The sequence below is a fragment of the Microbispora sp. NPDC004025 genome (assembly GCF_053604425.1).
Genome location: NZ_JBSGHN010000002.1, coordinates 360619 through 374407 on the forward strand (window position 1 = coordinate 360619; position 13789 = coordinate 374407).

Here is a 13789-nt window from a genome sequence, read left to right on the forward strand (position 1 = left end):
CGAACGCCGTCAGCCCAGCTTGTAGAGCGCCGAGCCACCGCCGACCATGCCGGCGTCCGTGCCGCCAACAGTGCCGCCACCAGTGCCGCCATCAGTGCCGCCAACAGTGCCGGCGTCCACGCCCCCGTACTCCGCGGCCTCGACCCGTGTGCCGTGCGCCTTCACCCACTCGGTGACGTCCGCGCTCGCCCCGCGCGAGGGTCCGAAAGCGCCCTCGCCGAGGAGGATGTACCGCAACCTGCCCTCGGACACGTACCGCTGCAGCTTCTCCACCGTCATCGCCGGGTCGGAGCCGGTGAACCCGCCCATCGCGATGACCGGCTCGCCCGTGGACAGGATGAGCGACGACGCGCTCTGCGCGCTGTCCACCGCCACCAGCCAGGTGGCGCTCCCCTTGTTCCGCTTCAGGTACGCCGCCATCGCCGCGTCCACCCGGCCGCCGGGCCCGCCCGTGCCCCGTCCGCCCTGCCGGTCGCCGCCCTGTGCGTTCCTGTCCTGTGCGTTTCCGTCCTCTGCGTTCCCGCCGGGCGGGATCATGCCGCCGGGTCCGTCCGGCCCGCCGGGGCCACCGAAGGCACCGAAGCCACCGAAGCCACCGCGGCCGGACGGTCCTCCCCTACCCTGAGACGGCCCCGCCGTGGGGTTGGTGCCGTTCACCGCCGAGCCCAGCGGCGTCAGCGCGTACGCCGCCGGGCCGGCCAGCCCGGCCGTGACCGCCGCGGCCAGCGCCGCCGCCGTCACCCGCGCGGCCAGCCAACCCCCACGCCCTGCCGGGGCGCCGCGCTCCGGTGCCGTGGAGGCGCGCGCCGTAACCGCCAGGGTGAGCACCGCGACGGCGGTCGCGCCCGCCACCGCCCAGGCGAGCCACGGTACGAAATCGGGCGTACGGCGTAGCACGACGAACGACCAGGCCCCGGTCACGGCGACCGCGGCGGCCAGCACCAGCCGCCAGACGGCCGAGACGCGGGCCGCCCGCCACATCAGCACGCCGCCGATGCCGCTCAGCGCGGCGATCGCGGGGGCCATCGCGGTGGAGTAGTACGGGTGGAAGGTCCCGCTGGAGAAGCTGAACACGGCGTAGTGCACGACCAGCCAGCCACCCCACACCAGCAGCGACGCACGGACCGCGTTCCCTGCCGTTCCCTGCGCCGGCTCGGGGCCCGGCCTCGCGGCCAGGACGAGGCCGCAGACCAGGGCCACGGCGGCGAACGGGAGCAGCCAGGAGATCTGCCCGGCCATGACGTCGTTGAACAGCCTGCCCGCGCCGGACGCGCCGCCGAAGCCGCCACCCCCGCCACCACCACCGAAGCCGCCGCCCATGCCGTCGCCAATGCCGTCGAACGCGCGCGTCACGCCTTCCGCGGCGTCGGCGGGCAGTCCGCCCGGGCCGCCGCCGTTGCCCGCGCCGCCGAAGATCCGGCCGAGGCCGTTGTACCCGATCACCAGGTCCCGGACGGTGTCATCCGTGCTGCCGCCGACGTACGGCCGCGAGGACGCGGGCCACCGGTCGACCACGATCATCCACCACGCGCTGGTGACGACGAGGACCGCCCCGGCGGCCGCCAGGCGCCCGAGCCGGCGTACGACCGTCCCCGGCGCGGCGTGGAGATAGGTCAGCGCGAACGCCGGCAGCACGAGGTACGCCTGGAGCATCTTGGTGTTGAAGGCGAGGCCCACCAGCGCGGCGGTGACCAGCAGCGTGCGCAGGCGCCCGGTGCGGATCGCCTCCAGGCAGAACCATCCGGCCGCCACCAGCAGCAGCACCAGGACGGTGTCCGGGTTGTTGTCCCTGTCGATGGCCACGGTGATCGGGGTCAGCGTCATGACGAGCCCGGCGAGCAGGGCCGCCGCCCCGGCCGCGCGGGCACCGAGCCCGAGCAGGGCCCGCCGTACGGCGGAGTGGACCAGGGCGACCGACCCGACCCCCGCCGCCGCCTGCGGCAGCAGCATGCTCCAGGTGCCGAAGCCGAAGATCCGGGCCGACAGCCCCATCACCCACAGCGCGAGGGGCGGCTTGTCGACCGTGATGTACGACCCGGCGTCCAGCGCGCCGAAGAAGAACGCCTTCCAGCTCTTCGTGCCGGAGTAGATCGCGGCGGCGTAGTAGTCGTTGGCGTACCCGTTGCGGCCGAGCGCCCAGGTGTGGAGCACCGCCGCGAGCGCGAGGACGGCCCACTTCCCCCAGCGCAGAAGCGGCGTCACGCGGTCCGCCGGAGCCCGGTTGCCGATCGGGGTCGCGGGAGCGAGGACGGTCACCGGACGTCCTTCCGGGGTGCGAAGACCCAGGATCGCAGGAGCAGGAAGCGCAGCAGGGTGGCGAGGCCGTTGGCCACGATGACGGCGGCGAGCTCGGCCGCCCGCGACGCGCCGCCGGGCAGCGCGGCCAAACCCCCGCTGGTCAGCGCGAGACCCGCGACGAAGGCGACGAGCCCGCCGAGGTGGTGCCTCAGGGCGCCCGCCCGGCCGCGTACGCCGAAGGTGAAGCGGCGGTTGGCCGCGGTGTTGGCGACGGCCGTGACGAACAACGCGATCGCGTTGGCCGCAACGGGCGACAGCACCGAGCGCAGCATCCAGAACAGCGCCAGGTGCGCCGGCGTGCTGATCGCCCCGATCACGGCGAACGCCGGGATCTGCGTGCGCACCGACGTCCGTGACGGCGGCGGCGCCGGGGCCGCGAGGCTGCGCCGGGCGACCCGCCACATGCCCTTCAGGTCGTCGACCGCCGTCCTGACGATGTCCACCCGGCTGTCGGGGTCGTCCACCCAGTCGACCGGCACCTCGTGGATGCGCAGCCCGTGCTGCTCGGCCAGCAGCAGCAGCTCGGTGTCGAAGAACCACGCCTCGTCCCGCACGGCGGGCAGCAGGGCCTGGACGACCTCGGTGCGTGCCGCCTTGAACCCGCACTGCGCGTCGGAGAAGCGCGCCCCCATCAGCGAGCGCAGCAGCAGGTTGTAGGACCTGGAGATGACCTCGCGCTTCGGTCCGCGCACCACGGTGGACCACGGGGACAGGCGGGTCCCGATCGCCAGGTCGCTGTGGCCGGTCATCAGCGGCGCGACCAGCGGGAGGAACGCGTCCAGGCCGGTCGACAGGTCCACGTCCATGTAGCCGACCACGTCGGCGTCGCTGGCCTCCCACACCCGCCGCAGCGCCCGGCCGCGGCCCTTCTGGTCGAGGTGGACGGCACGCACTCCCGGCAGCTCCCGGGCCAGCCGCAGGGCGAGCGTCCAAGTGCCGTCCGTGCTCGCGTTGTCGGCGATCGTCACGCGGAAGCCGTACGGGAAGTCGCCGCTCAGATAGGCGTGCAGCCGCCGCACGCTCGCGGCCAGCACGCGTTCCTCGTTGTAGACGGGAACGACCACCTCGACCAGGCGGGTCCTGCGGGACGCGCCCGCCACCGGCCCGGAAACCATCGTCATGCTCATGCGCCCACGCTCGCGAGCGGGGATGGGACGGCTCTGAGGCGTTCATTAACCCCGGATGAGAACGCCCGGGAGGCTCCGGTCAGACGATCGGAGGGCGGCCCGCGAGGGTGAGCCGTGCCACGGTGGTCCAGGACATGGGGCCGCGCTGCCCGTGCCCGCCCTTCAGCCCCTCGCGCAGCCCGCGGAACCAGACGGCGAGATGCGCGCGGGAGCGGATCCGGGCGACGCTGACCACGGTCCAGACGGCCAGATAGACGGGGATGAGCGGGGCCGGCAGCCGGCGATAGGCCAGCCACACCCTGTTGCGCGCGACGAGGCGGTAGTAGGGGGCGTGCCTCGCGGGGTCGGTGGCGGGGTGGTGGACCACGACGTCCGGCGCGTAGTGGCCGGTGCGCCCGAGGTCCCACAGCCGCCAGCTCAGGTCGACGCCCTCGTGGAAGAGGAAGAAGTGCCCCGGCCAGCCCCCGGCGGTTTCGTAGTCGGCGCGGCGGACGAGGACGACCCCTTCGGCCATGACCGTGACCGTGCCCGGCCGCGTGGCCGTGCCGGAGCGCAGGCGCGGCACCCAGCGGCGCAGCGTGACCCCGGTGTCGGGGTCGGCGATCCGCGGCTGCACGTACGCCGCCCCGGGACGGCGGCGGGCCACGGCGACGAGCCGGGCGAGGGTGTCGGGGGTGGGCAAGACGGCGTCGTTGTCGAGGAAGAACACGAACTCCCCGGCGTCCGGCCCAGCGAGGGCGTCGGCGCCGATGTTCCGGCCGGCGGGGATGCCCTCGTTGACGGGCAGGGCCACCGTGCGGACCCCGGCGGGCACGTGGTCGGGCTCCACGCCGTTGCCGACGACGACCACGCGCAGGTCGACGTCGCGCTGGGCCAGGAGCGACGCCATCGCCCGTTCGAACGGCTCGGGCCGGTCGTTCATGGTGAGCACCACCACGTCGACGGTCGCCTTCGGGCTGGTCATCCTGTCGCGTCTCCCGCACGGGCTCGGCACCTGGTGGAGCGAGCGGGATCTCGTCATCCGCCGTTCCCGTCGCGTCAACCCGTCACCCTAGTGGTGTTCACCTGCGATTTCCTGCCGATCGCGATCCCCGCCCCGTCCGGGCCGTCACGCGGGCCGTCAGGCCTCGGGCGGGGCTGCGGGGAGTTCGACCGTGGCGAGCGTTCCGCCGCCGGGGGCGTTCTCGATGGCGACCCGTCCCCCGGCGTCCCGTACGGCCTGCGCCACGATCGCCAGGCCGAGGCCGGAGCCGGGCAGGCCGCGCGCCGACGGTGAGCGCCAGAACCGCTCGAAGACGTGCGGCAGTTCGTCCTCGGGGATGCCGGGACCCTCGTCGCGCACGGTCAGCACGCCGCCCTCGAGCCGCACGGTCACCAGGCCCCCGGGCGGGCTGAACTTCACCGCGTTGTCGAGCACGTTCACCGCGGCCCGCTGCAGGCCGCGGGCGTCCCCCCGGACCTGCCACGGCTCCAGGCCGACGTCGAAGCGCAGCCCGGGACCACGCCGCCTGGCCCGCTCGACCGCCGACGCCACCACCTCCTGCAGGTCGATCCCGGACGACAGCTCGCCGCTCTCCGCCTTCCTCGACAGCTCCAGCAGGTCGCCGATGAGGCTCGACATCTCCTCGAACTGCTCCTTGACGTTCACCAGCAGTCGCCGTTTGGCCGAGGGCTCGATGGCCCGGCCGGTGTTCTCGCTGCGCAGCAGCAGGTCGATGTTGGTGCGCAGGCTGGTCAGCGGGGTGCGCAGCTCGTGCCCGGCGTCGGCCACGAGCCGCCGCTGGCGCTCCTGCGAGCTGGACAGGGCGGCGGTCATCGTGTTGAACGACCTGCTGAGGCGGGCGATCTCGTCCTCCCCCTCGACCGGGATCGTCACGCTCAGGTCCTCCGTCCTGGCCACGTGCTCGACCGCGCGGGTCAGCCGCTCCACCGGGCGCAGCGCCGTACGGGCCAGCCAGAGCCCGGCCACGGCGGCGCCGAGCACGCCGAGCACGCAGACCGAGCCGAAGACGAGGGCGAGGATGCGCAGCGTCTTGTCCATCTCGGCGGTGGAGCGGAACACGCTGACCGTCACCGGGCCCTGCGGCAGGGGCGGCTCCGCGAACTGCGCGGCGTCCTTCGGCGGGCCGCCCGGACGCGGCTCATACCTGAAGGTGTAGACGAGCACGGAGGTCCCGTCGGTCGTGACCGCGTCGCGCAGCACGGGCGTGCCCCCGGAGGCGGCCATCGCCCGCTCCCGCGCGGTCGGCGTCACCAGGGCCGACCCGGACGCGACGCACACCGGGCCGTCCGCCATGACGACCTGCCAGCTGCGCCCCGAGGGGTCCCAGTCGGGGCGCGGGCCCTCCTTGCGCCCATGACCCGCGCAGTCCCACAGGGCGAAGGCGACCTGCTGCGCGGGCGGCCGCAGGTCCGTGATCGAGTCGACGATCTGGCCGCGCATCTCGCCGCGGACGAGCAGCCAGCACACCGCCGCCGCCACCGCGACGGCCAGGGCGACCGCCGCCGCGATCAGCAGCGTGAGCCGGGATCGCAGCGTACGGCGTCTCATGGCGACGACCGCAGCACGTAGCCGACGCCGCGCACGGTGTGGATGAGGCGGGGCAGCCCGGCCGCCTCGGTCTTGCGCCGCAGATACATCACGTACACGTCGAGCGAGTTGGACGACGGCTCGAAGTCGAAGCCCCACACCTCGCGCAGGATCTGCTCGCGGGTGAGCACCTGCCGGGGATGGGTGAGGAACAGCTCCAGCAGCAGGTGCTCGGTGCGGGTGAGGTCGAGCCTGCGGCCGGCCCGGGTGACCTCCCAGCTCGCCGTGTCCATCCGCAGGTCGCCGAAGGCGAGGACGTCGCCGCCGGCCTCGTTCTGCGCGTACCGCCCGCCGCGCCGCAGCAGCGCCCGCACCCGGGCGAGCAGCTCGTCGAGCTCGAACGGCTTGACCAGGTAGTCGTCCGCTCCGGCGTCCAGGCCGGAGACGCGGTCGCCGACGGCGTCGCGCGCGGTCAGCATGAGGACCGGCACCCGCTTGCCGGAGGCGCGCAGCCGGCGGCAGCACGTCAGCCCGTCGAGCCGGGGCATCATGACGTCGAGGAGCATCGCGTCGAAGTCCCCCCGCTCCAGGAGGTCCAGCGCGGTCAGCCCGTCCGCGGCGCTCTCGACCGCGTACCCCTCGAACTCAAGGCTGCTGCGCAACGCCTCCCTGAGGGCCGGCTCATCGTCCACTACCAGCAGTTTCGCCGATTCCTCACGCACCGGCACAAGCTACCCGAGGGTCATGAGAATCCGCTTAAGGCCGCGGCTCCGGGTGGGCGAGGCGGGGCGCCGCCCGCGCCACGCGCGGCGGGGCGTGGCGCGTCAGACTCCGCCGAGAACGGCCATGGCGGCGTTGTGACCGGGGATGCCGCTGACGCCGCCGCCGCGCCGGGCGCCCGCCCCGCACAGCAGCACCCGCTCGTGCGCGGTCTCGACGCCCCACTGACCGGGCCGGGCCCCGTGGTCGCCCTCCTCGCCGTACGGCCAGGACAGGTCGTGGTGGAAGATGTGGCCCCCGGGCAGGCCCGCCTCCCGTTCCAGGTCGAGGGGGGTCTTGGCCTCCAGGCAGGGCTCGCCCGAGGGCGCGCGCAGCAGGCAGTCCTCGATGGGCTCGGCGAGCACCGAGTCGATCGAGGCGAGCGTCCGGGCCAGCGCCTCCCGCTTGGCCTGCGGGTCGGCGAACAGCCGCGCCGGCATGTGCAGGCCGAACAGCGTCATCGTGTGCGCCCCCGCCTCCCGCAGATCCCGGCCGAGGATCGAGGGGTCGGTGAGCGAGTGGCAGTAGACCTCGGCGGGCGGCAGCTCCGGCACCTTTCCCGAGGCCGCCTGCGCGTACGCCGCGGCGAGCTGGTCGCGGCTCTCGTTGATGTGGAAGGTGCCGCTGAACGCCTCGGCGGGGTCCACCGCGGGGTCCCGCAACCGGGGCAGCCGCGACAGCACCATGTTGATTTTGAGCTGTGCGCCCTCGGGCCGCTCGGGCGTCTCGCCGAGCAGCCGGGCGAGCACGGCGGGCGGCAGGTTGGCCAGCACCTTCCCCGCGGTCACCACGTGCTGCGCGCCGTCGTCGAACGTGACCTCACCCGTGTCCGGGTCGATCGCCAGGACCTCGGCCCCGGTGCGGATCTCGGCGCCGTGCCGCCGCGCGACCTCGGCGAGTTCGGTCGTCACCGCGCCCATGCCGCCGACCGGCACGTTCCAGTCGCCCGTGCCGTCGCCGATCACGTGGTAGAGGAAACACCGGTTGGCCAGCAGGTCGGTGGCCGTGTCGGCGAAGGTGCCGATCAGCGCGTCGGTGAGCACGACCCCGCGGACCGTGTCGTCGGCGAACCGCTCGTCCACGACCTCGCCGATCGGCCGTTCGAACAGGTCGCGCCACGCCTCGTCGTCCCCCACGGCCTCGCGCAGGTCCGTACGGCCGGGCAGCGGTTCGAGCAGCGTCGGCGCGACGCGCCCGGCCACGTGGGCGGTCATCCCGTAGAACCGCTCCCAGGCCGCGAGGTCGTGCCGTCCCCCGGTCACGGCCTCGAAGGACGCGGCGGTGCGCCCGGCGTCCTCGTTGTCCACGAGCAGGCCCGTGTCGCCGGCCGGGGTGTAGGAGGCGAAGCGGCGGCGGCGCAGGTCGAGGCGCAGCCCGAGGTCCTTCACGACTTTGGTGGGCAGCAGGCTGACCAGGTAGGAGTAGCGCGAGAGCCGCGCGTCCACGCCGGGGAACGCCCGGGCTGACACGGCGAGGCCGCCCACGTGCCCGAGGCGTTCCAGGACCAGCACCTCGCGCCCCGCCCGGGCGAGGTAGGCCGCGGCGACGAGGCCGTTGTGCCCGGCCCCGGCGATGACGACGTCGTAGTGCGAGCGTGGCATGGAGCGTTCTCCCGGTCGTACGTGGCTCGGTGTCGCGGGACGGGCCTGGGCGGATGCCCGCAACCTATCGCAAGTTCCCCCACAAGACCCGGGCAGAATATGCCGAAGCGGACAATCCTCCGCCACTATGAACAGGAGAGACATGCGCGTTACCGATGAGGTCGCCGAGGCGCTGGCCACCGGCCGTCCGGTGGTCGCCCTGGAGTCCACCATCATCTCGCACGGACTGCCCCAGCCCCGCAACCTTCAGGTCGCCCTCGAACTGGAGGACATCGTCCGGCAGGCGGGGGCCGTGCCGGCGACGGTGGCGGTGCTGGACGGCGTTCCCCGGGTGGGTCTGGACAAGGACGGGCTGGAGCGGATCGCGACCGAGCCGGGCCTGCGCAAGCTCGGCTTCCGGGACCTCGCCCCGGCCGCCGCGCTCGGGCTGAGCGGCGCCACCACGGTCTCGGGCACCTCGTTCCTGGCCGCCCGTGCGGGCGTGCGGGTGTTCGCCACCGGGGGTCTCGGCGGCGTCCACCGGGGCTGGACCACGGTGCAGGACGAGTCGGCCGACATCGACACGCTCAGCCGCACCCGGATCACGGTCGTGTGCGCCGGGGTGAAGTCGATCCTCGACGTGCCCGCGACCCTGCAGCGGCTGGAGACCAAGCAGGTCACCGTCGTCGGTTACCGGACCGACGAGTTCCCGGGCTTCTACCTGCACAGCTCGGGCGAACCGGTCGACTGGCGCATCGAGACGCCGCAGGAGGCCGCCGGCATCATGCGGGCCCAGGACGCGCTGGCCGGGCTGGAGACTGCGCTGATCGTGGCCAACCCGGTCCCCGCCGACCTGCAGCTCGACCCCGGCCTGCACGACCGGGTGCTCGCGGAGGGCCTGCGCGCCGCCGAGGAGCGCGGGATCACCGGTCAGGCCATCACCCCGTTCCTGCTGGAGTACCTGGTCGAGGGCACGGGTGGCGCCTCGCTGGAGGCCAACCTCGCGGCCGTACGCGGCAACACGCGCCTGGCCGGGGAGATCGCCGCCTCCTGGGCGGCCGGGTGAGCGCTCTGCTGGTGATCGGCGACGTGGTCACCGACGTCGTCGCGCTGCACGACGGCCCCGCGGCCACCGGCACCGACACGCCCGCCGACATCGCGTTGCGGCCGGGCGGCTCGGGGGCGAACACCGCCTCCTGGGCCGCCCGGCTCGGCGCCGACACCCGCCTGCTGGCGCGGGCGGGGTACGACACCGGCGAGTGGCACGCGGCCGAGCTGGGCAAGGCCGGGGTCCGGCCCCACTTGCGGATCGACCCGGAACGGCCCTCGGCAGTCGTGATCGCGATGGTCGACGCCACCGGGGAGCGGTCCATGCTCACCAACCGTGGGGCGAGCGGCCACATCGGGGTCGGCGACTGGGCTCCCGGCCTCCTCGACGGGGTCGAGCACCTGCACCTGTCGGCGTACACGATGTTCGCCGAGCCGGGCCTGGAGCTCGCGCGGCTGGCCATGCGCGAGGCCGCCGGGCGCGGCATCTCCATCAGCGTCGATCCGGCCTCCTGCGGGCCGCTGCGCGCGTTCGGCCGCGAGCGGTTCCTCCGCGAGACCGCCCCGGCGGGCGTCGTGATCCCCAACCTGGAGGAGGCGCTGCTGCTCGCGGACGCCGAGGATCCCGAGACGGCGGCCCGCACGCTCAGCGGCCACTACGGCACCGCGGTGGTAAAGCTGGGGGCCGCCGGTGCCGTGCTGGCCCGCGATGGCCGTATAGTCGCCAAGGCGGCCGCGCCCCCGGCGGAGGTGGTCGACTCGACGGGCGCGGGAGACGCGTTCGCCGCGGGGTTCCTGGTCGCCTCGATGGCCGGGTGCGCACCCGACGAAGCACTGCGCAAGGGGTGTGAGGCGGGGGCCGTGGCGGTCGCCCAGGTCGGCGGCCGGCCGGTTCGGGGAACTTTACCCTATTGACACCAATTGCTGGTTTGCGGCGTAAGCTGCACCATTAGCAACATGCGTCACTCTCGGGAGGGTGCGGTCATACCGATGGACGCCGAGTCAACGATCTGCCTGAGCGACCTGGTCCCGGCCCTGCGGTGGAGCCGTCCTCAGCAGGTGGCCGAGACGCTGGCCGACCCGCGCCTGCCCGGCGGCTGGTGGGCATCCGTCGGGGTCGGCCGGGCGATGCGGGCGACCGGCGTTGACTGGCTCTGCGAGCGGCTCGCCCGCCTGGCCGTCGGCCGCTGGGATCACCTGCCCCTCACCGACCTGCTTCCGGCGCTCCAGGTGCACACCGTGGACCCGGCCATGCCCGGCTGGCCCGACCCGGTCCGCACCGTGGTCAACCAGCTCGGCGGGTGGTACCGGCTGCGCCGCCTGACGCCGTGCGATCTCCAGGCTCCGGCCGCCCCCGCCTCGCCCGAGGTCCTCCTGACCACGGTGTTCCGTGAGGTGTTCGCACGCCTGGAGAGCGAGCTGGCCTCCGGTGAGTCCGCGCAGGCGCTCGCGGGAGACGAGAAACCGGCGCAGGCGCAGGCGCAGGCACCGGCCGGCCCCGCCTCCGAGCCGTTCCCGCAGGCCGCGGCCCCGGGCAGCACCTCCCAGCCGTTCCCGCAGCCCACCCCCGGACCGGTCTCCCAGCCGATTCCGCAGGTCGCTCCCGGGCCGGTCTCCCAGCCGTTCCCCCAGGCCGCCCCCGGGGCGCCGTCACAGCCGGTCCCGCAGGCCGGGACCTCCTCCCAGCCGTTCCCGCAGGTCACTCCCGGGCCGGTCTCTCAACCGTTCCCCCAGGCCGCCCCCGGGGCCACGGCGCCGCCGTTCGCCCGCCCGGCCGCGCCCGCGCCCGGGCAGGCCGCCCAGGCGCCCGCACAGCAGGGGCAGGCGCCCGGACGACCGGTACAGGGCGCGCCGGCCCCGTCGCCCGCCGCGCCGGCGCCTCTCGCCGAGCCGGCCAAGCCCGTCACCCAGCCCTTCGCCCGGCAGGCCGGGGCCTCGCTCCCGCAGCCCGCGGCCTCTCCCGCCCAGCCCGCCGCCGAACCGGCGCCGGATCGGCAGCCGCCCGACCTCAGCGCGCACCCGATGATCGCGGTCATCGAGGGCCTGTTCCGCGACTGGGACCCGCTCGCCAGGGCCGTCGCGGCCGAGCGGCTGTTCGCCGCCGAACCCGTGAGCCTCCGCACGCTGGCGCACAACCTCAACGTTGACCGGGAACTGCTCTCCCAGGCCCAGCGCACGGCCGAGGAGCGGGTGCTGCTGTGGCTGCGCTCCCCCGACTCCGCGCCGCTCACCGGCCACCTGTTCGGGCTCACCGAGTGGCTGGGCGCCGCGGCCACCCAGGAACAGCTCATCGCGGCGGACCCGTCCCACCCCGTCGAGGTCCCGGCGCTCGGCACGCCGCTGTGGCGGGTGCTGGTCACGCTGATGCCGGACCGGCGCCTCCAGGACGGCTGGCTCGTGGTCGGCGACCTGGTGGGGCTGCGCGACAAGACCCGCCAGCTGCTGGCGAACAAGCCCGCGGACGCGGACGTCGTGGAGCTGCTCGGCCAGCTCGGCATCCGTGCCCATTCCGCCAAGGCGTGGCTGGACTCGATGCCGAAGGCGAGCTCCCCGTCCGAAGCCGGCCCCCTGCCCACCCGGAACGGGTCCGAGCAGGCCGCCAAGCCCACGCCGCTGCCCCGCCGTACGCCCGGCGCGAACGGGCACCACCACGGCCGCGGCGGGATCCCGGTCCCCTCGCAGGCCAACAACGGGCCCGACGCCGCCACCGCGCTCGCCGCGCTCAACGCGCTCACGAACGGCAACATCGGCGGCAACCTGAACGGCAACCTCGGCGGCAATCTGAACGGGAACCTGGCAGGGGGCGTGCCCCGGCCGCATCTGGTGCCGAACCCCCGCCCCACCTCGAGCCCGGCCTCCGACCCGCGCCGCTGGCAGCGGATCGACGTCACCAGCGGCCATCTGCGCGGCGAGCCGGTGGCGGTACCCGAGGGATACGCCGCGCAGCTCGGCATGCGCCCGGGGACGCTGCTGTCGGTCACCGGCCCGGGGGACAACGCCGTCGTCCTGGTGTGGCGCGACCGGCAGCCGGTGTTCGACTCGCTCCAGCCCGTCCTGATGCGGCTGAACGCGCGGCCCGGTGACTCCGTCTACGTGACCGTGGACGGATACCGCCTGGACGCCCAGCTCACGTCCTCGGTCTGACCGGCCCCGCCCGCGCGTGGCGTACGGCGCGACGCGCGAGGAGCCGGGCAGCCGCGGGTCGGGCGGGGGAAGAAATCAGATCTTCGGTCTGAGCATCTTGCGGTAGTAGGTGGCCGAGATCTCGTAGCCGAGGGCGCCGTAGAACTCGGCGGCCCGCCGGGTCGCCAGCGCGACGTACCCGGCCTGCCGTGAGCGTGCCCACGTCTCGAACTCCTCGAGCAGCCTGCGCCCGATGCCGTGACGGCGGTAGCTGCTCTCGATCATGGCCTCCTCCACCCACGCGACCCTGCCGTTGGCGAACAGCGTGAGGTGGGTGAAGCCCAGCAGGTAGCCGCGTACGGTCCCGTCGACGGTGGCGACGATGAGGAAGGCGTCCTCGTTCTCCAGGAGTTGCGGCAGCGCGGCGTCGAACGGCGCGCGCTCGGGGCGGAAGGTCAGCGCGAACTCGCGGGCGAGTGCGAAGATCTCGTCCGCGTCGCTCTTCTCGGCCCTCCGGAGCTGGAGATCACCAGACGTCATGAAAGGGACTCTAGGAGTACCTGGGCACATACGTCCAATCAGGGGGTCCTCCGGCGGTTCTCACGCCGGCGCGCTGGTGAAGGCCCGACCGGCCTGCCGTACGACGTGCTGGTGGCGAGCGCCGCTGTTGTCGGTACCAGCGCGCTCGCTCGATCCTGCCGGCGAACGATGGTCACGCTCGCCGCGGGGGCCCCGCAGCGCGACCAAGGCACTGGCCGGGCTCCGCGATTCCGGTGCCCACCGAAGCCTGAATCACGGCGGGACCATATCTCGGTCGCTTTGTGGCGGTAACTTGCGAACTATGTTGTCTGCGACCGATTATGGGCCGCAATAGGTACCTGAATATGCCAGCCCGGATCGAATTCGGAGTAGGAGAACGGATGCCTGCGCCTATATGGTCGGGCCGCACGACATGACGCGTCCGGCAACCCAATCCAAAGGACAGTGACATGAACGTCTACATCTACCCGGCCGGGGCTCTACCGGGAGCGATGCACCTAGCGGTGGGCACGCTTGGCCAGCAGCTCGCCAACTCGTTTGCGGTGACGATCGCGGGCGGAGCAGCTGCACTGGCGGCGGGGCAGAACTATGTCCTGGCCGTCGGCGCCCCGTTGCAGAACAATGATCAGCGCCAGAACGGGTACCCGACCAACGGGCAGTTGATGAACATCGCGGGGAATGTGTACACGTTCATCGTCTGATCAGGCGATCGGCGGGCCGTTGAGGAACGTGCCGGAACGGCCCGCCTGATTTCCTGATATCGGGGCGAGATGGACCACGCGTCG

At 73.7% G+C, this 13789-nt stretch carries 11 protein-coding genes; 4 read left to right on the top strand and 7 right to left on the bottom strand.

Annotated features, from left to right (window positions below; genetic code table 11):
- Positions 1 to 9 precede the first annotated feature (9 nt).
- From ACWEQG_RS06035 to ACWEQG_RS06060, 6 genes are all read right to left on the bottom strand, one after another.
- Entirely contained in the window at positions 10 to 2256 is a 2247-nt protein-coding gene (locus ACWEQG_RS06035; RefSeq protein WP_452282156.1) for a glycosyltransferase family 39 protein, read from the bottom strand.
- Complete coding sequence (locus tag ACWEQG_RS06040) at positions 2253 to 3425, bottom strand: glycosyltransferase (protein WP_452282158.1); 1173 nt, start codon at positions 3423 to 3425, stop codon at positions 2253 to 2255. Before ACWEQG_RS06040 ends, ACWEQG_RS06035 begins: the two co-directional genes overlap by 4 nt.
- Before the next feature lie 79 nt (positions 3426 to 3504).
- On the bottom strand, positions 3505 to 4389 hold the full coding sequence (locus tag ACWEQG_RS06045) for a glycosyltransferase family 2 protein (RefSeq protein WP_452282160.1): 885 nt from the start codon (positions 4387 to 4389) through the stop codon (positions 3505 to 3507).
- Between the two features lie 156 nt (positions 4390 to 4545).
- Positions 4546 to 5976 carry a HAMP domain-containing sensor histidine kinase gene (locus tag ACWEQG_RS06050; RefSeq protein ID WP_452282162.1) on the bottom strand — a complete coding sequence of 477 codons (1431 nt, stop codon included), beginning with the start codon at positions 5974 to 5976 and terminating at the stop codon, positions 4546 to 4548.
- A complete protein-coding gene (locus ACWEQG_RS06055; protein WP_452282164.1) occupies positions 5973 to 6677 on the bottom strand; it encodes a response regulator transcription factor in 705 nt (234 codons plus the stop codon). Before ACWEQG_RS06055 ends, ACWEQG_RS06050 begins: the two co-directional genes overlap by 4 nt.
- Before the next feature lie 102 nt (positions 6678 to 6779).
- Positions 6780 to 8315 (bottom strand): phytoene desaturase family protein, encoded by a 1536-nt coding sequence (locus ACWEQG_RS06060; protein WP_452282165.1) that lies wholly within the window; start codon positions 8313 to 8315, stop codon positions 6780 to 6782.
- 142 nt (positions 8316 to 8457) lie between these two features.
- Here ACWEQG_RS06060 and ACWEQG_RS06065 point away from each other — a divergent pair, with 142 nt between their 5' ends.
- The 3 genes from ACWEQG_RS06065 (at position 8458) to ACWEQG_RS06075 (ending at position 12485) form a co-directional block, all read left to right on the top strand.
- Positions 8458 to 9360, top strand: coding sequence for a pseudouridine-5'-phosphate glycosidase (locus ACWEQG_RS06065; protein WP_363474146.1), 903 nt, complete (start codon positions 8458 to 8460; stop codon positions 9358 to 9360).
- On the top strand, positions 9357 to 10256 hold the full coding sequence (locus tag ACWEQG_RS06070; RefSeq protein ID WP_452282168.1) for a carbohydrate kinase family protein: 900 nt from the start codon (positions 9357 to 9359) through the stop codon (positions 10254 to 10256). The genes ACWEQG_RS06065 and ACWEQG_RS06070 overlap by 4 nt, the downstream gene beginning before the upstream one ends.
- Positions 10257 to 10331: 75 nt before the next feature.
- Positions 10332 to 12485: a hypothetical protein gene (locus tag ACWEQG_RS06075; RefSeq protein WP_452282170.1), complete on the top strand. Its 2154-nt coding sequence runs from the start codon at positions 10332 to 10334 to the stop codon at positions 12483 to 12485.
- A gap of 75 nt (positions 12486 to 12560) precedes the next feature.
- Here the strand turns inward: ACWEQG_RS06075 and ACWEQG_RS06080 are convergent, their stop codons facing one another.
- Positions 12561 to 13004 (bottom strand): GNAT family N-acetyltransferase, encoded by a 444-nt coding sequence (locus ACWEQG_RS06080; protein WP_363468539.1) that lies wholly within the window; start codon positions 13002 to 13004, stop codon positions 12561 to 12563.
- A 449-nt stretch (positions 13005 to 13453) separates the two neighbouring features.
- Between ACWEQG_RS06080 and ACWEQG_RS06085 the strand changes: the two genes are divergently transcribed.
- On the top strand, positions 13454 to 13705 hold the full coding sequence (locus ACWEQG_RS06085) for a hypothetical protein (RefSeq protein WP_363468541.1): 252 nt from the start codon (positions 13454 to 13456) through the stop codon (positions 13703 to 13705).
- Positions 13706 to 13789 lie beyond the last annotated feature (84 nt).